This window comes from Serratia nevei, assembly GCF_024160145.1.
Taxonomy (GTDB): domain Bacteria; phylum Pseudomonadota; class Gammaproteobacteria; order Enterobacterales; family Enterobacteriaceae; genus Serratia; species Serratia nevei_A.
The window spans coordinates 1-25,821 of the sequence record NZ_JAMYWQ010000032.1 but is presented as its reverse complement, the minus strand read 5'-3'; the positions used below and the strand labels follow the sequence as shown (position 1 = coordinate 25,821).

Annotated in this window: 31 protein-coding genes; 4 read left to right on the top strand and 27 right to left on the bottom strand. The window is 57.4% G+C overall.

Going from position 1 to position 25,821, the window contains the following annotated elements; translation table 11 throughout:
* The first annotated feature begins 125 nt into the window (after positions 1–125).
* Together focA and pflB are read left to right on the top strand one after the other, a co-directional pair.
* Positions 126–986, top strand: coding sequence for a formate transporter FocA (focA, locus tag M6G53_RS19260; RefSeq protein ID WP_019454548.1), 861 nt, complete (start codon positions 126–128; stop codon positions 984–986).
* A gap of 54 nt (positions 987–1,040) precedes the next feature.
* Positions 1,041–3,323 carry a formate C-acetyltransferase gene (pflB, locus tag M6G53_RS19255; protein WP_253333815.1) on the top strand — a complete coding sequence of 761 codons (2,283 nt, stop codon included), beginning with the start codon at positions 1,041–1,043 and terminating at the stop codon, positions 3,321–3,323.
* Between the two features lie 405 nt (positions 3,324–3,728).
* On the opposite strand, the gene M6G53_RS19250 is transcribed toward pflB, so the two are convergent.
* The 25 genes from M6G53_RS19250 to M6G53_RS19130 form a co-directional block, all read right to left on the bottom strand.
* A complete protein-coding gene (locus M6G53_RS19250; RefSeq protein WP_033643461.1) occupies positions 3,729–3,947 on the bottom strand; it encodes a DNA-binding transcriptional regulator in 219 nt (72 codons plus the stop codon).
* Between the two features lie 79 nt (positions 3,948–4,026).
* The gene (locus tag M6G53_RS19245) at positions 4,027–5,196 is read right to left on the bottom strand and encodes a phage late control D family protein (protein ID WP_253333813.1); all 1,170 of its coding nucleotides are present in this window, start codon (positions 5,194–5,196) and stop codon (positions 4,027–4,029) included.
* On the bottom strand, positions 5,193–5,678 hold the full coding sequence (locus M6G53_RS19240) for a phage tail protein (protein WP_253333811.1): 486 nt from the start codon (positions 5,676–5,678) through the stop codon (positions 5,193–5,195). Before M6G53_RS19240 ends, M6G53_RS19245 begins: the two co-directional genes overlap by 4 nt.
* Before the next feature lie 12 nt (positions 5,679–5,690).
* On the bottom strand, positions 5,691–8,138 hold the full coding sequence (locus M6G53_RS19235) for a phage tail tape measure protein (protein WP_253333809.1): 2,448 nt from the start codon (positions 8,136–8,138) through the stop codon (positions 5,691–5,693).
* A complete protein-coding gene (locus M6G53_RS19230) occupies positions 8,131–8,250 on the bottom strand; it encodes a GpE family phage tail protein (RefSeq protein ID WP_071796738.1) in 120 nt (39 codons plus the stop codon). Before M6G53_RS19230 ends, M6G53_RS19235 begins: the two co-directional genes overlap by 8 nt.
* 32 nt (positions 8,251–8,282) lie before the next feature.
* Complete coding sequence (locus M6G53_RS19225; RefSeq protein ID WP_253333807.1) at positions 8,283–8,585, bottom strand: phage tail assembly protein; 303 nt, start codon at positions 8,583–8,585, stop codon at positions 8,283–8,285.
* A 57-nt stretch (positions 8,586–8,642) separates the two neighbouring features.
* On the bottom strand, positions 8,643–9,161 hold the full coding sequence (locus M6G53_RS19220) for a phage major tail tube protein (RefSeq protein ID WP_253333804.1): 519 nt from the start codon (positions 9,159–9,161) through the stop codon (positions 8,643–8,645).
* Positions 9,162–9,177: 16 nt separating this feature from the next.
* Positions 9,178–10,347, bottom strand: coding sequence for a phage tail sheath protein (locus M6G53_RS19215; RefSeq protein WP_253333803.1), 1,170 nt, complete (start codon positions 10,345–10,347; stop codon positions 9,178–9,180).
* A gap of 273 nt (positions 10,348–10,620) precedes the next feature.
* Positions 10,621–11,040 carry a tail fiber assembly protein gene (locus M6G53_RS19210; RefSeq protein ID WP_253333801.1) on the bottom strand — a complete coding sequence of 140 codons (420 nt, stop codon included), beginning with the start codon at positions 11,038–11,040 and terminating at the stop codon, positions 10,621–10,623.
* A 4-nt stretch (positions 11,041–11,044) separates the two neighbouring features.
* Positions 11,045–13,048 carry a phage tail protein gene (locus M6G53_RS19205; protein ID WP_253333799.1) on the bottom strand — a complete coding sequence of 668 codons (2,004 nt, stop codon included), beginning with the start codon at positions 13,046–13,048 and terminating at the stop codon, positions 11,045–11,047.
* 9 nt (positions 13,049–13,057) lie between these two features.
* Positions 13,058–13,591: a phage tail protein I gene (locus M6G53_RS19200; protein ID WP_253333797.1), complete on the bottom strand. Its 534-nt coding sequence runs from the start codon at positions 13,589–13,591 to the stop codon at positions 13,058–13,060.
* Positions 13,584–14,492: a baseplate assembly protein gene (locus M6G53_RS19195; RefSeq protein ID WP_253333795.1), complete on the bottom strand. Its 909-nt coding sequence runs from the start codon at positions 14,490–14,492 to the stop codon at positions 13,584–13,586. Before M6G53_RS19195 ends, M6G53_RS19200 begins: the two co-directional genes overlap by 8 nt.
* Positions 14,493–14,496: 4 nt before the next feature.
* The gene (locus tag M6G53_RS19190; RefSeq protein ID WP_253333792.1) at positions 14,497–14,847 is read right to left on the bottom strand and encodes a GPW/gp25 family protein; all 351 of its coding nucleotides are present in this window, start codon (positions 14,845–14,847) and stop codon (positions 14,497–14,499) included.
* A complete protein-coding gene (locus M6G53_RS19185) occupies positions 14,844–15,485 on the bottom strand; it encodes a phage baseplate assembly protein V (RefSeq protein ID WP_253333851.1) in 642 nt (213 codons plus the stop codon). The genes M6G53_RS19190 and M6G53_RS19185 overlap by 4 nt, the downstream gene beginning before the upstream one ends.
* A 70-nt stretch (positions 15,486–15,555) precedes the next feature.
* Entirely contained in the window at positions 15,556–16,005 is a 450-nt protein-coding gene (locus M6G53_RS19180) for a phage virion morphogenesis protein (RefSeq protein ID WP_253333790.1), read from the bottom strand.
* Positions 15,998–16,465, bottom strand: coding sequence for a phage tail protein (locus M6G53_RS19175; RefSeq protein WP_197780983.1), 468 nt, complete (start codon positions 16,463–16,465; stop codon positions 15,998–16,000). Before M6G53_RS19175 ends, M6G53_RS19180 begins: the two co-directional genes overlap by 8 nt.
* Positions 16,428–16,673 (bottom strand): Rz1-like lysis system protein LysC, encoded by a 246-nt coding sequence (lysC, locus tag M6G53_RS19170; RefSeq protein WP_229597897.1) that lies wholly within the window; start codon positions 16,671–16,673, stop codon positions 16,428–16,430. Before lysC ends, M6G53_RS19175 begins: the two co-directional genes overlap by 38 nt.
* Positions 16,555–16,992, bottom strand: a complete 438-nt coding sequence (gene lysB, locus M6G53_RS19165; RefSeq protein WP_253333788.1) for an Rz-like lysis system protein LysB — start codon at positions 16,990–16,992, stop codon at positions 16,555–16,557. Before lysB ends, lysC begins: the two co-directional genes overlap by 119 nt.
* The gene (locus M6G53_RS19160) at positions 16,989–17,498 is read right to left on the bottom strand and encodes a lysozyme (protein WP_253333786.1); all 510 of its coding nucleotides are present in this window, start codon (positions 17,496–17,498) and stop codon (positions 16,989–16,991) included. The genes lysB and M6G53_RS19160 overlap by 4 nt, the downstream gene beginning before the upstream one ends.
* Positions 17,482–17,691 carry an HP1 family phage holin gene (locus tag M6G53_RS19155; protein WP_033652228.1) on the bottom strand — a complete coding sequence of 70 codons (210 nt, stop codon included), beginning with the start codon at positions 17,689–17,691 and terminating at the stop codon, positions 17,482–17,484. The genes M6G53_RS19160 and M6G53_RS19155 overlap by 17 nt, the downstream gene beginning before the upstream one ends.
* 2 nt (positions 17,692–17,693) lie before the next feature.
* The gene (locus tag M6G53_RS19150) at positions 17,694–17,897 is read right to left on the bottom strand and encodes a tail protein X (protein ID WP_253333784.1); all 204 of its coding nucleotides are present in this window, start codon (positions 17,895–17,897) and stop codon (positions 17,694–17,696) included.
* Positions 17,897–18,403: a head completion/stabilization protein gene (locus tag M6G53_RS19145; RefSeq protein ID WP_033643479.1), complete on the bottom strand. Its 507-nt coding sequence runs from the start codon at positions 18,401–18,403 to the stop codon at positions 17,897–17,899. The genes M6G53_RS19150 and M6G53_RS19145 overlap by 1 nt, the downstream gene beginning before the upstream one ends.
* Positions 18,404–18,496: 93 nt before the next feature.
* Positions 18,497–19,240, bottom strand: coding sequence for a phage terminase small subunit (gpM, locus tag M6G53_RS19140; protein ID WP_099784736.1), 744 nt, complete (start codon positions 19,238–19,240; stop codon positions 18,497–18,499).
* Between the two features lie 2 nt (positions 19,241–19,242).
* On the bottom strand, positions 19,243–20,442 hold the full coding sequence (locus tag M6G53_RS19135) for a phage major capsid protein, P2 family (protein ID WP_253333782.1): 1,200 nt from the start codon (positions 20,440–20,442) through the stop codon (positions 19,243–19,245).
* A gap of 70 nt (positions 20,443–20,512) precedes the next feature.
* Positions 20,513–21,358 (bottom strand): GPO family capsid scaffolding protein, encoded by an 846-nt coding sequence (locus M6G53_RS19130; RefSeq protein ID WP_253333779.1) that lies wholly within the window; start codon positions 21,356–21,358, stop codon positions 20,513–20,515.
* A 160-nt stretch (positions 21,359–21,518) separates the two neighbouring features.
* Here M6G53_RS19130 and M6G53_RS19125 point away from each other — a divergent pair, with 160 nt between their 5' ends.
* On the top strand, positions 21,519–23,291 hold the full coding sequence (locus M6G53_RS19125) for a terminase ATPase subunit family protein (RefSeq protein WP_253333778.1): 1,773 nt from the start codon (positions 21,519–21,521) through the stop codon (positions 23,289–23,291).
* Positions 23,288–24,319: a phage portal protein gene (locus M6G53_RS19120; RefSeq protein WP_253333776.1), complete on the top strand. Its 1,032-nt coding sequence runs from the start codon at positions 23,288–23,290 to the stop codon at positions 24,317–24,319. Before M6G53_RS19125 ends, M6G53_RS19120 begins: the two co-directional genes overlap by 4 nt.
* 317 nt (positions 24,320–24,636) lie before the next feature.
* Here the strand turns inward: M6G53_RS19120 and M6G53_RS19115 are convergent, their stop codons facing one another.
* Positions 24,637–24,900, bottom strand: coding sequence for a hypothetical protein (locus tag M6G53_RS19115; RefSeq protein WP_253333774.1), 264 nt, complete (start codon positions 24,898–24,900; stop codon positions 24,637–24,639).
* Between the two features lie 80 nt (positions 24,901–24,980).
* Entirely contained in the window at positions 24,981–25,766 is a 786-nt protein-coding gene (locus tag M6G53_RS19110) for a hypothetical protein (RefSeq protein WP_253333850.1), read from the bottom strand.
* Positions 25,767–25,821 lie beyond the last annotated feature (55 nt).

Genomic DNA, 25,821 nt, shown 5'->3' with positions numbered 1-25,821 from the left:
CCACACAAAAAACACGCCATTTTGCCGCTCTACTTCCCCGCCTTATGATCCAAATCAAATTTTCCCCTATACTGCTTTGCTAGTATCTCATTGCGTTGTTTTAACCCTTAAGAGCGAGAGTTAGTTTGAAAACTGACAGCCCCTTCGATCTGATTTTACCTGCGGCCACGGCGAAAATCGCTGAAGATGCCGGCGTGTATAAAGCCACCAAACATCCGCTGAAAACGTTTTATTTGGCGATCACCGCCGGTGTCTTCATTTCCATCGCCTTCGTCTTCTACATCACGGCGACCACCGGCACCGCCGGCGTGCCTTTCGGGCTGGCGAAACTGGTCGGCGGCATCTGCTTCTCTCTCGGGTTAATGCTGGTGGTGGTGTCGGGCGCCGACCTGTTCACCTCAACCGTGCTCATCGTCATCGCCAAGGCCAGCGGCCGCATCAGCTGGGGCCAGCTGGGCGCCAACTGGCTGAACGTTTATCTCGGCAACCTGGTCGGCGCGCTGTTCTTCGTGGCGCTGATCTGGTTCTCCGGCGAGTATATGGTCGCCAACGGCCAGTGGGGCCTGAATGTCCTGCAAACCGCAGACCACAAGCTGCATCACACCTTTATCGAAGCCGTGTGCCTCGGCATTCTGGCTAACCTGATGGTCTGCCTGGCGGTCTGGATGAGCTACTCCGGCCGCACCCTGACCGACAAGATGCTCGCCATGGTGCTGCCGGTCGGGATGTTTGTCGCCAGCGGCTTCGAACACAGCATCGCCAACATGTTTATGATCCCTATGGGCATCGTGGTCAAACACTTCGCCACGCCGGAGTTCTGGCAGGCCGTAGGGGCGGTACCTGAGCAATTCGCTCATCTGACAGTAAGCAACTTCATCATCGACAACCTGATTCCGGTCACTATCGGCAACATCATCGGCGGCGGCCTGCTGGTTGGGTTGACTTACTGGGTAATTTATCTGCGCGGGGGCCGCGAACAGCACTAAGCTGTGAGTTACCGCGCGCAGAGTTAGAAATCCACAATCAAAGGTAGGTGTACAATGACCGAACTTAACGAGAAATTAGCCAACGCTTGGGAAGGTTTCAGCAAGGGTGACTGGCAGAATGAAGTCAACGTTCGTGACTTCATCCAGAAAAACTACACGCCTTATGAGGGTGACGAATCCTTCCTGGCTGGCGCCACTCAGGCCACCACCACCTTGTGGGACAAGGTTATGGAAGGGATCAAACTGGAAAACCGCACTCACGCGCCGGTTGATTTCGACACCAACGTTGCTGCAACCATCACTTCTCACGACGCGGGTTACATCACCAAAGAGCTGGAAACCATCGTAGGTCTGCAGACCGACGCCCCTCTGAAACGCGCGTTGATCCCGTTCGGCGGCATCAAAATGGTCGAAGGTTCGTGCAAAGTGTACGGCCGCGAGCTGGATCCGCAGCTGAAAAAAGTGTTCACCGAATACCGTAAAACCCATAACCAGGGCGTATTCGACGTTTACACCAAAGACATCCTGAACTGCCGTAAATCCGGCGTGCTGACCGGTCTGCCAGATGCCTACGGCCGCGGCCGCATCATCGGCGACTACCGCCGCGTGGCGCTGTACGGTATCGACTTCCTGATGGCCGACAAGCTGAACCAGTTCAAATCCCTGCAGGAAAAACTGGAAAACGGCGAAGATCTGGAAATGACCATCCAACTGCGCGAAGAGATCGCTGAACAGCATCGCGCGCTGGCTCAGATCAAAGAGATGGCCGCCAAATACGGCTACGACATCTCCGGCCCGGCCACCAGCGCGCAAGAAGCGGTGCAGTGGACCTACTTCGGCTACCTGGCCGCGGTGAAATCCCAGAACGGCGCCGCCATGTCCTTCGGCCGCGTGTCCACCTTCCTCGACGTGTTCATCGAGCGCGACATCAAGGCGGGCAAACTGACTGAAGAACAAGCGCAGGAACTGATCGACCACCTGGTGATGAAACTGCGTATGGTGCGCTTCCTGCGTACCCCTGAGTACGATGAGCTGTTCTCCGGCGACCCAATCTGGGCAACGGAATCTCTGGCCGGTATGGGCGTAGACGGCCGTACCCTGGTCACCAAAAACAGCTTCCGCTTCCTGAACACCCTGTACACCATGGGGCCGTCTCCGGAGCCGAACATGACCATCCTGTGGTCTGAGAAGCTGCCGCTGAACTTCAAGAAATTCGCAGCGAAAGTGTCCATCGACACCTCTTCCGTTCAGTACGAAAACGACGACCTGATGCGCCCTGACTTCAACAACGATGACTATGCCATCGCTTGCTGCGTCAGCCCGATGATCGTCGGCAAACAAATGCAGTTCTTCGGCGCCCGCGCTAACCTGGCGAAAACCATGCTGTACGCCATCAACGGCGGCGTTGACGAAAAACTGAAAATGCAGGTCGGCCCGAAAGAAGCGCCGATGATGGACGAAGTGCTGGACTATGACAAAGTCATGGCACGCATGGACCACTTTATGGATTGGCTGGCCAAGCAGTACGTGACCGCGCTGAACATCATTCACTACATGCACGACAAGTACAGCTACGAAGCTGCGCTGATGGCGCTGCATGACCGTGACGTTTATCGCACCATGGCTTGCGGCATCGCCGGTCTGTCCGTGGCGGCCGACTCCCTGTCTGCCATCAAGTACGCGAAAGTTACCACCATTCGCGACGAAGACGGCCTGGCCATCGACTTCAAAGTGGAAGGCGAGTATCCGCAGTTCGGTAACAACGACGCTCGCGTCGATGACATCGCTTGCGACCTGGTGGAACGTTTCATGAAGAAAATTCAGAAACTGCGCACCTACCGCAATGCGGTACCGACTCAGTCCGTACTGACCATCACCTCCAACGTGGTGTACGGTAAGAAAACCGGTAACACCCCGGATGGCCGCCGCGCAGGTGCACCGTTCGGCCCTGGTGCCAACCCGATGCACGGCCGCGACCAGAAAGGCGCAGTAGCCTCCCTGACCTCGGTAGCCAAACTGCCGTTTGCCTACGCGAAAGACGGGATCTCCTACACCTTCTCCATCGTGCCGAACGCGCTGGGTAAAGACGACGACGTGCGTAAAGCCAACCTGGCGGGCCTGATGGATGGTTACTTCCACCATGAAGCCTCCATCGAAGGCGGCCAGCACCTGAACGTCAACGTGATGAACCGCGAAATGCTGCTGGATGCGATGGAAAACCCTGAGAAATACCCTCAGCTGACCATCCGCGTTTCCGGTTACGCCGTGCGCTTCAACTCGCTGACCAAAGAGCAACAGCAGGACGTCATTACTCGTACCTTCACTCAAACGATGTAATACGCCAACCGGGCGGGAAACCGCCCGGTGCCAACGTCGGGGCCGGTTCTGCCGGCCCTTTTCTCCCACCGCTCTCCCCTGACTCTGTGCGAGTCTGTTTTGCCGGACATCTATACTGAATGGATAGCCGGCAAAACAGTTATCCGGCAACTGACCGGCCGACAGGCATCATTACCCCCGGTGGCGGGCTCACTCCGCCACTGCATCGCAGATACCTGGCCGGCGGCCACGCGCCTATTTTTAGACTGCGTTTGACAGTCAATATTGGAGAAAAACCCGCAATGTCAGTAACTGGTGACTTTAAACAGGATTTATCACATTGAAATTAATGGATTTATTTCAATCAGCGTCCACACATTGACCACATCGAAAAAAGCCCCGGATTTCCGGGGCTTCTTCGTTCGGTTACATCAACATGCTTTGCTGACCGTAATTGTTTGGGTGCGGCAGTACCGGCACCACATGGCCGGGCTTCATAATGGTGCGCTCGATGGTTTCCATGGTGACAAATGTATGACTGCAATTGATGTTCTGACACTGGTGATAGCGCTCTTTGGTGTTCTCACTGAGATAACGACTTGAGCGAGCGTGTGCAGCAGTTCCGCAGATATTGCAATGAAACATAATTTATCACCTCCACCATTCAACATTGATAAAGTAATTTTAGACTTTTTATCTTTAATATCAATGAATTATTATCAGTTTAACCTTGTGAGATTTCCTCCTCGTACTCCACATCAGAAAGCTTCACCTCAAGCTCTAACGCCGTCGTGTAGCCGCTATCGCTGAGTGAGTGGGTCACCTTAGTGATTGTCCACGCCTGCTCATCTATGACGCGCTTAAACCCCTTCACCACTACCGGCGTTTCCGGATATAAATCTGCGCGCCCCATGGCGAGGCTGATGGAAAACTCCGCCACACCACGTTGCAGCTTGTCCCACTTCGCCAGTGCGGCGCGCATCGCCTGCGCCTTGCTGGCATAGACCGTGGTGATGGCAAACACATTATCGGCCTCGCCGGTCATGTATTCCCCTTCCTTTGCCTCTTTCGGCTTGGCCGCCGCCTTCTTGGCAGTAACCGGCTTTGCCTTGGGGTGTTGCAGCGCGCGCAGGTGCTGCGGCTTCGGTTTGCGTTTGAGCTTGACCCGCTGCTTTTGCGGCTTCGGGTCTTTGGTGTGCAGCCATTTCGCCGTAACGCCGGTATACGCGGCCCGGTCAGCAATCGCAAATTGATGTCGGTCGCCGTCGCGGCGCTCGATGGTCATCTGCGGTATCGGCTTGCCGCCGGCGGTCACGCCATTCCCGGCCCGGATAAATAACAGTCTCCCGGCTTTTATCGACACCTCCGCCCCATTGCGGCTGGCAAGGCGCGTCAAAAATTTGGCATCGGACTCCTGCGACTGGTCGATATGCGGGACTTTAATCCCGGCCAGCTCTTTCGCTACGCGGGCGGCCAGCTTGTTCCTCTCGGCAATTTTGCCAATCACTGCACCGAGTGTCGTCTCATGATAAGACTCCTCCCGACGGGCATTGAGCGAACCGCGAAAATCAGCGGAGCGGGCGCGAATAGTCAGCGTGTCCGGCGTTCCCCGATGCTCTATCTCGTCGACGGTAAAATTGCCTTTGTTGAACAATGGCGCCCCCTGCCACCCAAGATGAAGCGACAGCACTGCGCCCCGGCCGGGCATCATGACCTGACCGTCGGCGTCGTCCAGTTCGATATCCAGCTGGTCAGCCTCAAATCCGCGGTTGTCCGAAAGCGTCAGGGAGAGCAGGCGGGCGCTGATATCGTGCGTGATGTCCTTGTTGCCCATTTTGAGCATAAACGCCGGGGCGATGGTTGCCCCGGCATCCAGCGTCATCCCGGTAATCATTGGAGCAGCCCTCCCGTCATATTCCCCACCTTGGCCGCCAGCTCGCTCACCTGACCGAGCATCCCCTCGGCCTGCGCCTGCAAATCGCCATACATGGCCGTAAAGGATTCATCCACGCGCGTGAGCGTGAGCGTAAACTCGATGCGGCGGGCGCTGCCGGTGGAGAAAAACTCCGTGCGGGTTTCGCTGACGCTGTTCACGACAAACATGCCGTAAATGGTGCCTGTCCCTTCCAGCAGCGGCCACGCCTTGCCCTCGGCCGCCATCGCATCGAGCAGTTGCATCGAGATTTTGCCACCGGTGATTTCGGGCAGCAGTACGCCGGAGAGCGTGATTTTTTCCTCGTTCACGCCGAGAAATTGCAGCGCAGGCCGCTGGCCAACGCGGCTGTTTGACGGCCAGCGATAATCTACCGAGCGCGCCAGCGTTTGGTACGGCACCGTCTGCAACTGGAACACAAACAGCCCAAGAATCAGCATCATCAGCACATCCCCTTAATCCGTCGCCATATTTGAACGCTGCGCCGCGCGGCGTTTGCGCTCCCGTTCTTCCACCACGTCCAGCAGCATCCGTTTGGTTTCCGCCGCGCTGGCTCCGCCGGGGTGCTGGCTGCCGACGTGGAAATTATTGACGCTGTTATCCACATAGGATTTCCCACCCCCGGCCGTAACCGGTACATAGCCGCCCGTCAACAAGCCACCCGACGGGGAATACCCGCGCCCGTTCGCCCCGTTGGCGTAGTCATTGGCCTTCTGCGCTTTCTTGTCGAGGTCGCTGGATTCAGCATTGATGACGCCAAGTTTTTCCAGCACCCAATCAATGCCCTGACGCAGCTTGTTGAATGCCCTGAGCGGCAGCATCAGCACGTCGGCCAATCCGCGGCCAAACTCCAGCCCGGCATTTTTACAGTTGTCGAGGGTCTCCTTCGTCGATTTCACAGGCTCGATTAAATCTTTGAACCATTGCCAGACCGCCTTTAGCTTCTCGCCGAGCCAGTCAAAAACCGGCTTCAGCGGTCTGAACAACTCGCCAACCGGCGCAAATGCACTGATAAGCCCCTCGATAACGCCGCTGAAAAAGGCGCTGATAGGCTGCCAGTATTTACGAATCAGCAGCGCCCCGGCCACGATGGCAACCACCGCAGCCACAATCGGCCACGTCAGCGCGCCGAGCGCCGCCATGATGGCCCCTCCCACCACGCTAAAGGCCGTCCCCAGCGTGCCAGCAACCGCAATGATGCCGTTAATCCCCATGATGACCGGCCACGATGCCAAGCCAATCGCCCCCAGGGTGCCGACAATCGCAAGGCCACCGAGCGCGATTTTTGCCAGCGTCCCGGCAAGCTCTTTGTTGTTTTTGATCCAAAGGTCAATTTTCAGCAGGAACTTTGTCGCGCGGGTTGTCAGCTCACGGAAAGGCGTTTCCAGTTGGTCATACATATCAATGCCGATGGCCTCATAGGCGGACTGAAGTTCTTTCAGATCCCCGCCGAGGTTGTCCTGCATGACTTTGACCAGCTCCTCCGTCTTGCCGTCGGACTCCCGGAGCAATTTGGTCAGGCGGTCAAGCTTGCCGGAAGCCGCATCCCCCATCAGCACCGCTGCGGCCGACGACGCTTCTTCGCCGAAGATGACTTTCATGTACTCCGCACGCTGGGCGGTGCCGAGCTTATTTTTATCGAAGCTCCTTTGCATTTCCTTCAGGATGGTGAACAGCGGCCGCATATTGCCTTTGCGGTCGGCGGTTTTGACCCCCAGCTCGCCCAATGCGTCATTCGCCTTACCCATGGGAGCCTGCAACCGGGTAATCACCGCGCGGCTACCCGTACCGGCCATAGAGCCGGTAATTTTGGCATCCGCCAACGCCCCGGCAATGGCCGCCGTTTCCTCGACGCTGATACCGGCATTTTTCGCCACCGGCGCGGCATAGGTCAGGGTGTCGCTGAGCCCCTCGAAGTTGGCAGCGCTTTTATTCATGGTCTGCGAAATCACATCACCAATGTGCGCAACTTTGTCGTTTGTCAGCCCAAAAGCGGATTTCACCCCCATCAACAGGGTGGCGTTTTCCTCCATGGTTTTACGGTTGGCCAGCGCCATATTGAGCGTGACCGGCGTCGCTGCGGTAATCGCATCTTTGTCGCCGCCCGCTTTGGCAATGATGATTTGCGCCCCGGCAGCGTCATCAGCCGACGCCGCCGTGTTATCACCAAGCTGCCGCGCCTGCGTGCGAAGCGCCACCATGTCAGCCGAGTCTTTCGCCACGCCGAGCACGGCCTGTAACTCGGAGTTTTTTTGCGCAAAATCATACCCCGGCGTCAGGAGTTTTTTTGCCGTAAAACCGCCTACGGTTGCCGCACCGACACCCGCAGCGCCCGCGCCCGCCACGCTGCCCGCCAGTTGCTTTCCGGTCTGATAGCGCTGGCTCACTGCGCTGAGTTTTTCCTGCCGCTGGCTGACGCGCGACAACGCCTCCCGCTGGCGGTTGAGCTGAGCGGTGGTCTCACTGATTGAGGATTTCAGGCGGCGCTCGTCGGTGGCGAGGTTGCGCGTGTTAATCCCGGCCTGCGCCAGCTCTTGGCGCTGACGCTGCACCGACTGGCGCAGCCCGTTATATTTGAGCTGCAACTCGGCGGCCGAGCGTTTGGCCGCCTCCATCAGCTGCGCCTGTGCGCGAGTCGGCTTCTCGGTATTTTTAAACTGTACCGCCAGCGCGGCGGCTTCTTGTTTGGCTTTTGCCAGCGCCTGACCGGTGACCGCCAGTTGAGCACTCGATTTGCGGAATCCCTCGACACGCCCGGCCTGTGCGCTCAGCTCTTTGAGGTTTTGCCGGGTGTCGCGGATTTGTGCAGACAGCGATTTACTCGCTGTCTGGATGCTTTTAAACGGGCGGCTCGCTTGGTCAACGGCTTTGAGTAGCACCTGCAACCTGACGTTGTTACTCATTCGTTTGTCCGCTTCGGTGGAGCGCTTTGTCGCGCCAGTTGAGGAGTTCTTGCGGTGTCATCGGGTAAAGTTCTGACGGCGGCCAGTGAAAAATCGTCGCGATATCCGCCATCAGGTCATCAACCGACAAACCGGCAGGAAAATCTAGCGTGCCGAACTCGGTGCCAAAAAACCGATAACCTTCCCGGCCAGCGCCACAAGGTCAGGCAGCTCCAGCGCTGCGACTTCACTTTCGGTCAGTGGCGGATACGTCATGCGCGGCAGCACCTTAATCAGCGCATCGACTTCAGAGTTAGCCAGCGAGGCCAGCCCGACGCCGCGCAGGGTGCCTGCGTTGGGCTTGGTCAGCGTCACCGTATCGATAAAGGTTTCGCCGCGCTTGACGGGAGCATCCAGTTTCACGACGTTCGGGTTTTCAGTTGCGGCGATGATTTTTTCGTCTTTCATGATGTTATTCCAGTTCAGTCAGGGGAATGGCGGCCGGACCTGCCGACCGCCCGGTGATTACAGCCCGATATTGCGACGGTGCTGCGCCAGCATGTCGACGCCGTTCACGCGTTCAACCATGTTGACGGTGTCCACCTCGATGCGCTCTTTGCCGTCGACGGTCAGTTTGAAATAGGTGCATTGCGTCGAGATTTTTGTCTCGGTGTCCTCGCCCTGTTTCTGGTCGCCAAAATCAAACTCTTTGTGACGGCCACGCAGCACAATCTCAACGGCGACCATATCGCCGGTGTCATCGCGCTGGTAAGAACCGCAAAAGCGAAGCGGCACCGATGCCGCACTGGCGGCGGCGTACTGCGCCCAGAGCTGGTCATCGGGAAGACCGCCGATAGTCCACTCGACGCTGAGGGCATCGTCGTCCAACCCCATATCAACCGGGGCCGCGCCGTTCATACCGCCGCCGCGATAGTTCTCCAGCTTGCGCGTCAGTTTCGGCAGGGTCACAGAGCTGACTACGCCCATATAGCTCAAACCGTCGTTAAACAGGTTGAGGTACTTCAGTTTGCGCGGGAGTGCCATGGTTTAACGCGTCCTCTTAGCTGTTGACGCCAGCGGCCAGATTCACCAGATATTTATCGGTGATACGCTGGCGCAGGGTCAGGTCTTCCAGTGGGGGGACCGGGGTATAGTCATAATCGATATACAGCTTCCCGGCTTTCAGGGTCTCTTTGTCGTTGGCCGATTCGTCGTACCAGCAATCTGCGTCGATGATGTAGCCGTTGGATTTCAGCTCGCGGAATTTGGCTTTGATGCCCTCGACAATGTCGCGGATAAGCGTGCCGGTGACCGGCTTATCCACCGCCCACATGTGCGCCTCGGCCATGGTGTCAGCCAATACCTGCGCGGTGCGGGTGTAGTTCTCAAACAAGAACAGCGGGTCATCAGAGCAAGAGCGGTTGCCCCAGAAGCGAAAACCGTCTTTGCGCACCAGTGTGGTGACCCCGGCCTCATTGAGCAGGTCGGCATCGGTGCCGGGTGCCTGCAAATCCCAGAACACGCTGGCGGAAATGCCGGTCACGCCATTGACGCCGACGTTAGAAAGCGTTTTATGCCAGCCGGTTTCCGTATCGATTTTGGCGCGCAACCCCAACGCGCGAGCGGTGGCATGAGCCGTGGTGCTGACGTTGCCGGTGGTATCCCACGCGAGGAAATCCGGCCAAATGAGCATCAGCTCACGCTGACTGAAATTGTCGCGGTAGGCGATGGCCTCGGAAATGCTTTTGCAGCCGTACGCGCTGATATAACCGAAGGCGCGCAACTGCTGGCAAATCCCGGCCAGCGCCGTCGCCACCTCCAGCGAATCCAGCCCCGGCACGCCCAGAATGCGCGGTTTCACACCGGTGACGGCCTGCGCAGTGAGCAAGGCTTTCATGCCGGTATAGCGGCCGTTTTCGTCCGCGCCGCCGATGATGTTTGACGTGGTTTCCGCCGCATCTTTGCCCTCTTCGACGCGCACAACAACCGTCACCGGTTTGCACTGGTCGCCAATGGCTGACAACGCTTTCGCCAGCGTGCCGGATTTCCCGGCCTTACCGGCAGCGGCAATTACATCGGTAATCAGTACCGGGGTGTTGAGCGGGAAAAGCTTCGGGTCGGCATCTTTGCCGGTGCAGACAATGCCGACGACAGCCGTCGATACGGTAGAGATGACGCGCGTGCCGTCATTAACTTCGACGACGCGCACGCCGTGGTGGTAATCACCCATGTTGTGACTCCGGTCAGTGAGAGGTGTGCTTAGCTTGCCGCCGGGTTGACGGGCGCGCACGCGATGGCCGGTGGATGGCCGACCAGACAACGGCGCAAAGAGATGGGATGAGGTAAGACGTCAAGATGATCGTTTGCACCGATCAATATCGATGCATTGATCTATGCAATCGATTGGACGGATTTTAGCCGGGCGGGGTAAGGTCAGAACGTAAACGCGGCAACATCAGGGAAAGCCGCAAACACAAAGCCCGCATCGCTGCGGGCTTTTTTCTTAGGCGCCGGGCACCACCGGCCAGTCAATATCCGGCGCATCCTGCGGGTTAATGCGGCTCAGCTGCACCCGGTAGGTTTTCCAGCGCTTGAGCTGTGCGGCTTCTTCCTCCGTCGCCATCCCCAAATCATCCGCATCCTGTAGCGGTGCCATCACCTTTGAGGCCAAAGCCATTAAGGATGCCTTCCTGCGCTCAGCACTGGCGCGCAGTTGTTCGGCGGTCGGTGGTGGGATGTCCACCCAGCACGGTAGCCCTTTCGACGATCCGCGCTGTTTCCCTTCCGGCGGCTGGCCGGTGAACGCCTGAAAAACAGCTTCATCGACATCAATACCGTCGGCAGGCCAAGCCCCGACGGCGGCGTAATCTTCAAGCATCGAGAGCGGGTAAAACGCATTATTTTCAGCACTATAAACATACATATCGTTATTTCCCGATTGCAAACCACGTCATGCCACAGTTCCAATCACCGTGAGAATTGCCAAAAACCTGTTTATTCCAGTTGAACCCCTGATTATTATTGCTTCCCAGAATCGGAGCATAATCAAACGCATCGCCCCATGAACTCCGATCCGGCCACCACGGCGACAGCAATATCGGCCCGACCCATTGGGTAAACGAGATGTTGAACGGCTGCCACAAATTGGCATTTTCATTGATGCCCAGTGACGAGAATCGACCGTATTGGAACAGAATCCCCGTATTTTCGTCACGCCACCACCCCGGCCCTTCATGCGTTCGGTTTGCAAATGATCCCCAGTCAACCCGGCCGTTTATCACATTGTTTACATAGTCAATTGTTGCCCGCGCACCAACCTCACGATTGAACGACCCCCAATCGACACGCCCGTTATCTTGCTCAACTATCGCATCCCACAGCCATTTATTGCCCCAACGGCTGCCTAAAATGTTGCCATCACTGGAGTGTGTGCTGGCTCCTACTTTCAGGCTGCCCGTTACCGTGGCGTTGCGGTCAACGTACAAATCCTCACCAACGGACAAATTTCTATCACCGCGAATATGTCCATTCACGGTTAGATTACTGTTCATCCCTACAGCATGAGCAAACGTTGCCTGTCCTGTTTTCACATCAACAGTAAATGGGCGGAGGCTGTTCCATGTCCCGGCTTGGTCTTTGGCATTTGTCAGCATCAAATACAACGCGGTGCCGTCATTGCGCCAGAACGAGCCGTAATCACCGCCGATCAGCCGGTAGTTATCGGAGCTGATTGATTGGATCTCTGCGCTAGTTGTGACCGGCCCAGTTAATTGGCCGCCGGTCTTCGCCAGATAACGCCCGTCAGCCTCGGTTTTACTCCACGCGTTGACATCACTGGCCAACAAATTCACGTCAGCAGACAACGGCTGACCGTTGACCTTAATCGAGCGCAACGCGTATTTCTGCGCGGCCTGCACGTCAGTTAATGCGCCTATGTCGGCGGCGGTCGGCTTAAACTTCGTCGTGTATACCTGGCTCCACAATACGCCATTGGCGGAAATATTCGACCAGCCGACAAAGGCATTGCCATTGGCCTGAATAGATACGTAACTTCCAGACGGCCCACCGTCACACGGCAGGCTCAACACCCCGTAAACGCCATTGCCCGGCGCGTTTATTGACGAGCCATTAACGCGATATATTTGTGCGCTATTACAATATGCGTCATCAAAATGCCGCGGCCCCATCCCCAGACCAAACGCGCCGACGGCCATCAGTTGCCCGCCTTCTATCCCGACGTTACGCGTTGCAGCATCGCCTAACGCCAGATTTCCACGCGCGGCGGCTTTATTGGTCAAATCGGACAGATTGGCGTCCTTTTTCATGCTGGCATCACTGACCGTTTTAAGCGCTTTCGGGGTGCTGGCTTTCGTTTCGTCAGTGCTGGTTGTCGCGCTGCTCAGCTGTACCAAGCCCTTCGCCGTAGTGCTGGCGTCCGGGTGGTTGCGGGTTTTCTCATGCTCGACGATCGCGTCGGTAACATAGTCTTTTGTCGCCAGCACCGTGTCGCCACCGGCGATCACCTGAATCGCCTCGGTGCTGCTGACAATCAAAATCATGCGCAGTGTCTGCGTGCGGCCGCTGCCTTCTTCCAGTTTCGGCTTGTAGCTCTCCGCCATATTACTGACTGCAATCAGCGTCCCGTCCTCGTCATACAGCCCCATTTCACGCAACCACCACCCGCCGACGTTCGCCGGGATAATCATCTCGGCCAGAATGTGATTTTTCAGCGTTTTGTCGATAGTCAGCCCATTGAGCGCCGCGCGGTATGTCTCGTTGACGAGTGTCGTTTGCGCCGGGCTGGGTGTCGGCAGCGTGCCGTTCCCGTCGCCGACGGCCATACGGACAATTTTCAACTGCGTGCCGCCCGCGCTGGCGGCGGCAATCTTCGCCGCCCCGGCGGTGGTAATAATCGCTTTGTATTTGCTCATGATTTTCTCTTATCCGGGGTAAACGGTAATAACATCGCCATCAATCGCCGCCGCGCCGGTGTAAATCCAGCCGGGGATGTCCTGCAAAATATTGAGGCCGATCAGGTGGCGGCTCAGGGGCTTGGCGTCGGCAATCAGGCGCTCCATTTCCTGATACATTTCGTCGGTAATGCCCGTTTCCAGCACGCCAATATCCAGACGGAACGTACCGGGCGGATCGGCACCGTCGGTGTGAAACCATTCGATGACGTTAATCAGGTAGCCGAGCGGCTCCACAACGCGGCGCACGGCACCGATGGTGCCCTTGTGACGATGAATGTAGAACGCGGCGGATACTACGCCCCGCTTGACGTCCTCCGGCCAAGCCTCATCCCATCTATCAACGGAGAACGCCCACGCCAGATAAGGCAGCAAGTGCACCGGGCAAGTTTTCGGGTTCCACAGGTCACGCAGGGGAACAGGCACGCGCTCCAGCTCGGCACACGCCGCCGCCGCGGCAACTTCCAGCACTGAGGAGCCAACAGGCAATAAGCGGTTAGTCATCGGCGCGCCCCGGTGTGATGTTCACGCCGGTGCAGTAGCCCGCCTGCGTTTTATCAAGCACGATGTCGGTGGCCGGTTTGGCAACTTCAACACGTTCAACACCTTCCACGGTCAGCGCCGCGATGATGCCGGAACGCCGGATACTGCGACCTAAGCGGCGCATGGTCAGCACATAATTGTGTAAACGTTGTTTTGCCGCAGTGAGGATCGGTGCAACCTCCGGGCCGGGATACAGGTATAAAACGGCCTCGATGACATACGGGGCAATTTTGGCCGATTGCACAATGACGCGGTCGGCCACCGGACGCACATCCTCGTCATTCAGCGCAGCGCTGACAACCTGCAACAGCTCAGCGCTGGCGCTGCCGTCGCCGTCCCGTGACAACACGGTGACGGTCACGTTAGCCGGTGATGGGCTGATTGCCGTCACATCAGCCACCCGACCATCGGCCGAACGGGCGTGAAAACGGTAGGACCCGGCCGAACCTGCTGTGCTCATCCCTTCGAAAGCATCCTGCAGGCGCAGGCGATAATCTTCATCCGCTTCCATAACTGCCGGTGTTGGCGGGATGGTGCTTTCATCCGCCGGGGCAATCACCAGTCGCGGCGTGTTGAAGTTCGCGCCGAGCTGGTCAAGGTCTTCGCCGGTGGCGTGCGCCAGCATCACCGCTTTGGCGGCATCGTTAACGCGCTGGCGTAGCAATACCTCCCGATACGCATTTTCCTGAAGCAGCTTGACGATAGGCTCCGATTCAAGCGCCAAAGTTCGGGCAACAGCGTCCTGCTGGTCGGCCGGGTACAGGGAAATCAGCGTCGCTTTGCGCTCGGCAAACAGGATTTCATAGTCCAGCGGCTCAACGACGTTCGGCGCAGGTAGTTGGCTTAAATCGATAGTGGCCATGGTGTCAGCTCAGTGGGACGGTTAACGAAAATGTGCCGCCGGTGGTGTCTTGGCGCACGCCGGTAATGTCAACGAACATCTGACCATTGAAGGTTTTCTCGAAGGTGATGGACGTCAGCCTGATGCGCGGTTCCCATTTGAGGATTGCCATGTAGCAGGCAGCCATCACCTGCCCATTCACCGCCGGGCTTTGCGGCTGGTCAATCAGGGCAGACAACAGCGAGCCATATTCCCGCCGCATCACTCGGGAGCCGACAGGGGTAATGAGGATGTCGCGAACGCTCTGGCTGATATGCTCTCTGTCCGTCAGGGTCTGGCCGGTGTCCCGGTTCATGCCGATATATCGCACGGTCATCGGGTTCCCTCCGTCCAGTCTCCGCCGCGTTGCACACCACCGTGGCCGTGTTTATCCACCTGCACGCCGTTGGATTTAAAAGTACCCCCGCCGTGATCGATATTCCCCGACATTTTCCCGCCATTTTTCAGCTCCAACGTGTCGGCGGTCAGCTTGTTGGTACAGACCACCTCCGGCGTATCGAGCGTGATTTTTTGACTGGCGATAATCGTCACCTTCGGCGCAGAAACGTCGACGGCCACTTGCGCACTGATATTGGCCGTTTTAATGCCGGTAACACTCAGCGCGCCGGTTTTAGGCTCATATTCGATGACCGCACCATCGGGAAAGCGAGTGTGATATGCCTCCGGCGACACTGACGGAGCCGGAAAATCGTCGGAGTTGATAGCTGGCAGCACAAAGGCGGTATCCAGCTCGCCCCCCAGTGCCAGCACCACCACTTGCTCACCGATGGAGGGTGCCCACCATGTGCGAGCACCTCCGGCACGGCAGGCCAGCCACTGCAACCAGTCCGTCGTATTGCCACCCAATTGAACGCGGCAGCGCGGCGGCTTGTACTTAACGTCTACGATGACGCCGGTGCGGATGAGGTCGCGCACAGCGCGCGCGAGTTCTGAAATCGATTCGAATGTGTTCATGGGGAAAAGGATGCCGCTGAAGAGATCCAGCGGCAATTTGCAGGCGTAGGATAGCCCATCAGACAACGGGCTACTCGCTCAGATGAGAAATAATCACGTCCTCTACAATCTTCCGGTCAGCATCACTAAAGCCCAATAACGGCCGCGCGTCATATTGCACGTCCCGGCTATGGCGGCTCGGGCGGTCACGCAAGCCCTCTTGGTGCACACGCGCGATACGCTGCACGCGCCCGGCAAACTCGACCAGCGCCTCATCCGCGGTGCCTTTGGCTTTCATGTAGCGATGGGTGCGCAGCTTGGCGAACATCTCGCGCTTAACCCGCCCTTTTTTGCCCCGAACCGGCTGCCGCTTACGGGCGGCATACGGCGTGCCGTCCGGTGCCTGCTGGCGCTTAATGCGCTGCTGCTGACTGGTGCGCAGACGCTTCGCAATCTCGGCCGCCATCTGGCGACGGCGGGAAGCCGATAGCCCGGCAATCAGTCCGGCGAGCTTGTCATCAAAAGGCTTAAGCTCATTCATCCCACGCGCTCACCAGCTCACCGTTAATGTAAAGCTCCATCGGGCGCGCTACCGGCTCAGGCAGCGGCGGCTCCGGCACATGGGACACGTGCAGCGCCCGGTCAACCTCCTTCACCAGCGTGCGCTCAGTCAGTTGCAGGCTGATACTGATGTCATAACTGTCGTCGCTGTTGATGTCGGCGAAGTAGGTGAACCCCTTTTTCTTGCCCTCGTCCGTGGTCATGATATCGGGCTGATTCTCCCGCAACCACGCCCCAATCGGCACCAGCAGCAAATCCACATCGTCCGGGTAATCTTCGACTATCACATTGAGCGTATAGCGATTCTCAAATGACAGGGAGGCGGCTAGCGTTGCCCCGATGACACCGCTGTCGATAAATATGCGCAGCATATCCGGGTTCGCCCTGAGCTTCGGCACCGCGTCATAAAGCGCTTGGCGCAGACTTTTCGGCTTTAACATCGAGTTCCTCCTGACACTTTTTCACGGTCTCAACCTGAAGCGCACAGCTTGCCAGCGCGCGCTCAAGATTAAAGATATCGGCGCTTAAATCACCGTTGGTCTTCGGGTTGCTGCCGGGCAGCGGGCAACTGCTGACCTTCGGACAGCCAGCGTAAATAATCGTCGGGGGTGGCGAAGTCGGGGCGGGAATGCAGCCGGATAACGTCATCAGGCAAAGCAGACTGATACCAGCGGCGCAGCGCTTCATTTTCATTGAGCAACCTCGTAATGGTGTGATTGCGGCGGGTAGCCAACTGGTCAGCGGCGGCGATGCGCTGGCGCAACATGACCTGTTCGCGCTCATTACGCAGAGCGCTGTCCTGTAGCGCAGCGATAGCCGCGCGACTTTCGGTTAGCGCTGCTGCCACCCTGACGTTTTCCAGCTTCGCGGCATCCAGACTGTCGCCGAGCGTAATAACCTGCCACTTCAACAAGGCAATGACCGCCAGCAACACCAGCGCCAGAAAAAGCTTACTACCGCTGCTCATAATGCCCCCGTCATACACAGCGCCAGCTCGCGCGCCCGGCGATTCTCCAGCCCGACAGACCTGACGCCGTTGACGAACACCCAGCGGGGAAGCTGATTGCACGCAGCCGTCCACTGCTTTTTATTGATGAAGTACGCCAGTGTTGACGCGCACGCAGCGCCCGTGCCGACGTTGAACGCAAAGCTGACCACGGCATCATAGACCGGTTGCGGCATGGTCACCGGCATACACTGCACGATGCGTTTCTCAACCTGCATGACATCGGCCACCAGATTGACCGCGGCTTCGCGTTCAGTGATAACCCCGCCGGGTTTCACCCCGGCGGTATGGCCGATGCCGCTCGTCCAGACGCCCGCACTACACTGATACGGGCTCAGGCGGCACCCTTCCAGATTGGCAATCAGCTCAAGGCCCGCCATTGACGTATGCAACCGGGTAAAATCCGGCAACAACGCCGCCAGCGCCAGCACGACGGCGACGCTGCAACGTTTAACGATTGATTTCATCGAAAACCTCCCGTCGAATGCCGACATTTTTCAGCAGCAAATAGCTTTTGCGGCGGTAGTACCAGTTGGTGACAAAGGTGCCGACGCCGACCACCGCACCCACAATCAGTGCGATGTCCTGCGCGGAATACTTTCCGACCCATGCCAGCAGTACCGCGACGGCGTAAGCAATGAACGATGTGACTTTCTCCATGGTTAATCCCATAGCTGAACGGTTTCGGATGCCGGGGCAGTATCAATGACCGGCAGCGTGACCACCGTGCCATGCGGCAGGATGACACCCCGCTCAGCCAGCCCCGGATTTGCCAGCAACACCGCCTCGACCACGCCTTCGGTGCGGCCGTAGACCCGATAGCACAGTGCGTCGAGCGTGTCCCCCTGAAGCGCGACGGCGTTCATCAGATTTGCCCGACAATGCAGCGCGGCTTACCCTGCAACCGGGCGATTGACCAGCGCATATCCCGCCAGTGCTCATCAATGGACACCTCGACGCTGTCGGCCTTTTTATCCCCCTTGGCGCTGGCATCCGCACCCCGGTAGCGCTCGTACAGCGTGGCGGTTGTCATGGCGCAGACCGCACTCAGGTAGTGAAAGCACTTCTCACTTTCGCCGTCGACTTCGTCGGCCGGTACGTCGGCCAGCGTTTTGAAACCGGCGGCGAGTTGCTGCTCGCGATAGAGATACAGCTCGGCATTCGTCTCCGAGATACCGCTGCGAATGGCAAAGCGCAGACGCTCCGGCGAGACCGTGTACTCAAGACGCATCAGCTCGCGGATGCGTTTCGGGTCAACATCCGGGAAAAAGAACGTGTTTTTAATCACCGGCTCCGGTACATCCGGTTGCGGGATAATGGCCGTCGGCTCGTCCGGCGGCTTAATCGGGTTACGCACAATCACTGTCGTCATGACGACCTCAAAAATAGGGGGCGGTGGACGGCGGCCTTGATACGTCAAAAGACGCTCGCGGCCACCGTGCCGCCCGGCGCGGGGCGCGTTCTGTTAACCGGCGGTTTTTACCGCCTTGCGTGGGCGTCCGCGCTTGGCCGGCGTGGCGGCCTTACGCGGGCGCGTGGTTGTTCTTTTGGCGGCGGCCGCCGGCTTAGGCTTGAGGGCGCTTTCACATTTTTGGATCTCTTTTCTCACCCCGGCGTGACCGTCGAGCTGCATCGCGCGCTCGAGGTGCTCCAGCGCCTGCGCATAGTCACCGCAGTCGCTCAACATCAGGCCGGTCACCTTGAACAGTTTGGCCTTGACCATGTCGGGCATATCCTCGGCGGCCGTCATCGCGATGGCGGCGCGAAGGTCATCCATCTTGGCCGGGTTGCCCGCCTTGCGGCTGCGCTCCGCCGACAGCGCCACCTCTTCGGCCAGCAAGTACGCCACCGGGCGCTTGTTGTTCGGCACTTTGAGACGGTATTTCAGCGCATAAGGCGCAATTTCCAGCGCGCCGGGAATGTCATCGGCGTCGAGCATCCACTGCATGACGGTCATCAGGATGTCGTCCTGCGCCCCCCGCCCTTCGGCCAATACCCCGGCCACCCAAGGCGCGTAGAACGGCAACATGGCGCGTTTGTGCTCAGCCTTTTTCTCGACGGAATGGATCTGTTTCAGCTTGGTGCGGTCTGCGGCCAGTTTGACGAGCATTTGCTCGTAGGCGGTGGCATGGCGCAGCGGGTCATCCACCCGCTGCGCAGCCTCCACGGCCGAGACCCGCATCATGTGACGCTGTGCGGGACTCGTCATGGTTACGCTTCGCCTTCAGTTGTTGGATTTTCTTCAGTAGCTGGCGCAGGTTGCGCGGCCGCCCCTTTCACTGCCAGCACGATAGCGTCAGCCAAGGCGCTGATATCGGCCCCCGCTGGCTGCGGGTCTTCTTTGGATACCCGTACGCCCGACTTTTCTGTCGACGCAGGCAGCAGCTCGATATTTTCAATCAGGCAACCGGCGGCGTAGTCCTCGATGACGTAGTCAATTTTCATCGACTCGTAGTTTTCGACGCGGTCACGCTTGGCGTTCTCTTCGATATGGCGGCGGTGACTCTCATCCATGATGTAAATCGACAGATTCTCGAGCGTGGTGACCATAATCGCGTTGGCCGGGAAGAACGGCACGCGGACGGCGGGAAGGTTGCCGATGCGCTTCTGGCTGACAATCACGTCGGCGGCCATCGCCTCGGTGTTCGGCTGCTCTTGGTTAACCAGCGGGAAGTATTTGTCGGCCAGCAGCTTACGGCCGCAAATCACCACAAGGTCAGGGGATTCCTGATGCCATGGCGCAATCAGGTTGTTGGTCGCATCCATGACCACGGCGTCGAGGTTGGCATAATCGCCCCCCTTGCCAATGCGGATGACCGGGGAAATCACCGCACCATCCTCGCCGGTGATGTTGCTCATCACGCGCGCCGGGGCTTCGTTGCGGTATTTCTGCAACCAGCCCACCGCCACATCCTGCAACATCGGGTTTTTGGCCCGGTCAGACGTGGCGGCGCGGCTGATACCGTTGAATCCGGCCATGATGAAATCCAGTGCCTGACGCTTGGCGATGGCGTTGCGGATGCGCAACTGGAAGTCCTGATAACGCGCCCATAAATCGAGCTGGTTATAGCGCATATGGAAATCAAAGTTCACCTGCTGGCACTCGTACTTATTGGACTCCAGCGAGGTGAAATCAGCGGTCTGGCGCTCTTTGCCGCCGTCGGTGTCGGTGGTGCTGGCAATCGAGCCATTGACGCCCACGCCGACCTTCTCGCCTTTCAGCTCTGCAACCGGCGTCATGTTGATACGGGTCAGGAACTCGGAAGACTCCTGCACGACGTTCATCAACGACTGCGTCACCGACGGCTCTACGCTGAATTTTTTGCCGACGTCGCCGACGTCCGTGATGCCGTTCAGCTTGGCCACTTGTTGCAGATAGGCGTTAAATTTAAAGCGGGTCGTTTTTTTCATTGGAATGTCCTGATTCGATAAATTCGGGTCGTCTCTCAGCGGCGCGCCGTGCGCCCCGCCCTGACTGTTCTCAGCAGTTGGTCAACAGGCTGTCTTCACCATTGCCGCCGGGCGCTTTCGGGCGGCGCTGCTGGTTCAGGTTTTCGGTGGTATCGAGCGCGGCCTGAAGCTCGGAAAGCGCCTCCTGACCGGTCGTCACCTCACCTTTCAGCCCCGCGATTTCCTGCTCAAGCTGCGCAAAACGCTGCTCGGCGCTGTCGCCGTTGGTTTGCACCTGCTCGGCGACGGCGGTGACTGCGTCATGCACATCGCTGAAGCGCGCGTCGTCACTGGCCTGTTTGCAGCTGAACATGCCTTTCACGCGCTCGGTCAGATTGGTCAGCAGGCTGTCAGGCTGTTCCTCAAACTCGAGCAGCACCTCAGTCGCCACCGAGAACAGATCGCCCGGCTCGGCTTTTTTACCGGCCAGCGGGTTAGTTTTGGCGCGGGAACAGAATTCGAGGTATTCGGTGCCGAGGCTGGCCGGGTCGTCAGTAACCGCCAGACCGATGAGGTAGCATTTGCCGGTGTTGGCAAAGTTCGGACGGATTTCCATGGAGGTGTAAACTTTCTGGCTCGCCTTGACCATGGAGACCAGCTCGTCGGTCGGCGTCATTTTGGCGAACAGCGCCCATTTGCCGTTGAGGATGGAGTCGTCATCAATCCTCTCGGCTTTCAGCTCGACCACGTCGCCGAGACGCTTAAAATCGCCGTTGGGAAACAGTCCCTTGATGTGCTCCAGATTGATGCGGCAGCCGTAGACGCGCGGGTCGAAGATTTCCGACATCTCCTGAATGTCATTGCCGTCAATCACGCGGCCGTCGCAGGTGTCACCCTCGACACCGATGCGGAACCATTTCGATACTTTCTTTGCCATGTGCCATTGTCCTGAGTGGTTAAGGTCGGGGCTAGTTTCCCGACTGACCACCCTCGCGGCCAGCGACTGCCGACGGACTATCCCTCAGACAACAGCACCTTAGCGCACGCCCGGCGTGGCTTGCGTAGCCTTGCCCTCATCATGCAAATGAGGGCATACCATGCAAATCCAGACAGACACATCCTTACTCAGCGACCCGCGCAGGCAGGCCGCCTTGCTGTACTGGCAAGGCTTCTCCGTGAAGCAAATCGCCGAAATGCTGAAGCAAAAAGCGCCCACGGTGCAGAGCTGGAAGCAGCGGGAAAAATGGGACGATATCGCGCCGATTTCCCGCGTTGAATCCAGCATTGAAGCGCGAATGGTGCAGCTCGTTCTCAAGACAAAAAAAGAGGGCAGCGACTACAAAGAAATTGACCTGCTGGGCCGCCAGATTGAGCGCCTCGCGCGCGTCAGCCGTTACATGAACTCCGGCAACGAGGCTGACCTCAATCCCAACGTCGCCAACCGCAACAAAGGCGAGCGTAAAAAGCCGACAAAGAACTATTTCAGCGAGGAAGCTATTGCGAAGCTGGAGGATATTTTTTATGACGAGTCTTTCGAATATCAACTCGGCTGGCACAAAGCTGGGCTTGAGCATCGTATTCGCGACATCCTGAAATCGCGCCAGATTGGAGCCACGTTTTATTTCTCCCGCGAGTCACTGCTGCACGCGCTGAAAACCGGCCACAACCAGATTTTTCTTTCCGCGAGCAAAACGCAGGCGTATGTCTTCCGCGAGTACATCATTCAATTTGCCCGGCGGGTTGACGTTGAGCTGACCGGCGACCCGATTGTGCTCGGCAACAACGGCGCGAAGCTGATTTTTCTCGGCACCAACTCCAACACCGCGCAAAGCCATAACGGCGACCTGCTGGTCGATGAGATTTTCTGGATCCCCAACTTCCAGAAACTGCGCAAAGTCGCTTCCGGCATGGCCTCGCAAAAGCACCTCCGGTCGACCTACTTTTCTACCCCGTCAACGCTGGGGCATGGCGCGTTTCCTTTCTGGTCCGGCGAGCTGTTTAACAAGGGCCGCAAACACGCCAGCGAACACGTCGAGATCGACATCAGCCACAGCGCGTTAGCGGCCGGGAAGCTGTGCGATGACGGCCAGTGGCGGCAAATCGTCACCATTGAGGACGCCCTGCGCGGCGGCTGTAACCTGTTCGACCTCGACGTGCTGAAGCGGGAGAACAGCGCCGAGGACTTCCGCAACCTGTTCATGTGCGAATTTGTCGACGACAGCGCGTCAGTATTCCCCTTTGAGGAGTTGCAGGGCTGCATGGTCGACAGTCTGGTCGAGTGGACGGACGTTAACCCCTATGCAGGCCGACCGTTCGGTGACCGGCCGGTGTGGGTCGGCTATGACCCGGCGCATTCCGGCGACAGCGCCGGTTGCGTGGTGCTGGCCCCGCCGCTGGTCACCGGCGGCAAATTCCGCATACTGGAGCGCCACCAGTGGAAAGGCATGGATTTCGCCACGCAGGCCGAATCCATCCGCAGGCTGACCGAAAAATACAACGTGGAATACATCGGTATCGACGCCACCGGCATCGGGCAAGGCGTTTTCCAACTGGTGCGCGCGTTCTACCCGGCCGCCCGCGAAATCCGCTACAGCGCCGAGGTGAAGACCGCCATGGTACTGAAGGCGAAAGACACTATCGGCAGCGGCCGACTCGAATACGACACCGCGTATACCGACATCACCAAATCGTTTATGGCCATCCGAAAAACCATGACCGCCAGCGGCAGGGGCATGACCTACGAAGCGAGCCGCAGCGAAGAAGCCAGTCACGCCGACGTCGCGTGGGCCACCATGCACGCCCTGCTGAATGAACCGCTGACCGCCGCCAACGGCCAACCGTCTAAATCCATTCTGGACTTCAACCGATGAGCAAACGCAATCGCCGCAAGGCAAAAGGAAATCTGGCCGTCACCGAGCCGGACCAAAAAATGCAGGCGTTCACCTTTGGCGAACCGTCGGCCGTGTTGGATCGCCGCGACATTCTGGACTACACGGAATGCGTCGGTAACGGTAAATGGATTGAGCCGCCCGTCAGCTTTTCCGGGCTGGCAAAAAGCCTGCGCGCCGCCGTGCATCACAGCTCACCCATTTACGTGAAGCGCAATATTTTGGCGAGCACCTACATCCCGCACCCGCTGCTGTCACAGCAGGATTTCAGCCGGTTTGTGCTGGATTATCTGGTGTTCGGCAACGCCTTTTTAGAAAAACGCTTCAGTGTGACCGGCAAGCTGTTGAAGCTGGAGACCTCCCCGGCCAAATACACCCGGCGTGGCGTTGACCCGAGCGTTTACTGGTTCGTGCAATCGTTCGCTGAGCCGCACCCGTTCGCGCCTGACAGCGTTTTTCACCTGCTGGAGCCGGATATCAATCAAGAGCTGTATGGGATGCCGGAATATCTGTCGGCGCTCAACTCCGCGTGGCTGAACGAGTCCGCCACGCTGTTCCGCCGCAAGTATTACCAGAACGGCGCACACGCGGGCTATATCATGTATGTCACCGACGCCGCGCAGAACAATACCGATGTTGAGGCGTTGCGCGAAGCAATGAGCGACTCTAAAGGCATGGGTAATTTTAAAAACCTGTTCTTCTACGCGCCGAACGGGAAGCCCGACGGAATCAAGATTGTGCCGCTCAGCGAGGTGGCGACAAAGGATGATTTCTTCAACATCAAAAAGGTCAGCGCCGCCGACCTGCTGGACGCTCACCGCATCCCCTACCAGTTGATGGGCGGCAAGCCGGAGAACGTTGGGTCAGTGGGTGACGTAGAGAAAGCCGCAAGGGTGTTTGTTCGCAATGAGCTGACACCACTCCAGCAGCGCATCAAAGAAGTGAATGACTGGGTCGGCATCGAGGTCATCCGGTTTAAAAAGTACAACCTCGACAACGACGACGAATGATAAACCGGCCGCCGGATTGGCGGCCTTTTTATACCCGCCACCAAACGCCCTCTCCCGCCTGCCACGGCCCTCTCGCTCGTACATGCCCGCGACTCAAACCAGCGCAACAGAACGCCACCACGACGCGCTGACGCCGTCAATTCTGATAATTAAATACATGCCTGCGCGCAATGCTATCCCCGCCACGCCTGCCCGCTTCATGGGTCGGTTTTAATGCAGGTGCCTGAAACGGCGAAAGCCGCGCCAGTACTGGCGCGGCTTTCGATATCTTTATGAGAAAATCAAATGCAAATTGATGCACCTGCATGCAGATAAAACTACCGTACCTTCCCCTCAATTACACCGCGCGCAAACATAATAAAACGCAGCATAATTTTGTTATTCATCCATATTTTATCTGCCAGATGCTCCACCCAATCGAGCACCTCCGCGTGAGTTCTACATGAATGCATTGGAACTTTGTATTCACCTGCAACGTTAAAAACGATATCTCCGTCAACAATTTTCACTTGCTCCGCTAACAACCTGTCTTCCTCGGCAATCTTAGCGACCATATTTTCATCAAATCCAACTATAGGCATTCTATTTTTCCTTATACATAAAATACATAGCACCGTCCGCAAGGTCTGTGCCACCAAAGGGCGCGGAAGTTTATAACGTACTATTCTTCAATTATTTTTTCGACATCACCGGTCTTAATATCTATGCGCGCTGTCACAGTCTGAGTAACAACACCACCATAGGCATTTGTCCCCTTAAATCTGGTCTTGACCACTGCGTGAGGGTCTTTCCCAAGGACAAGATGCGACATCGTTTCGACATGCTTATACGATGAATCATCATTCATGCTTTTCTTAATCAGCTTCTCAAGCGGGCGATAAGAACCATCCCACCCGCTAAAATTCTTCTGGAACGCATCAAGGTTGGTATATTCAGCCATCGATTTAGGGTCTTTTTGATAACCGGCATCACACCAGCCAAGAACTTCACCGAGCGGTAGCTCCTCAGACTTTGTGATGCTGTATTGGCTTAAGCAGGCATAGAACCCATCACCATCGCTCGCCGGTATCCCCTTAAATTTAACGTAATCACTGACGATTTCGTGACGTTCTGCCTGCGGTTTCCGACGATACTCAACCAGCTTTAAATCCGCATATTTAAATGCTGCCGGTTTTTCTTCTACAACTTCGGATTTTGTGGCCACCTCTTGCCGTGGCGATGGGAAAAACATTGCGCTTAACATTCCGACAAACAGAAAAGCAACCCCATATATCGCACTTGAGCGCTTTCGGCTCGGCATTCTTACCCATTGAGGTTTGATTAAGCCCAACACGAATGCCACGAGGGCGACAAAAGAAATAAATGAAAGTATTAGTGCATATTCCGACCCAAACCGATCATCAATTCCGATATAAGCCGATCGCACTTTACGATTTAATTCGATCATGGTTTCCGATTTAAACCGGCCAACTTTTACCACTCTTCGGAATCGGTGATCCTGG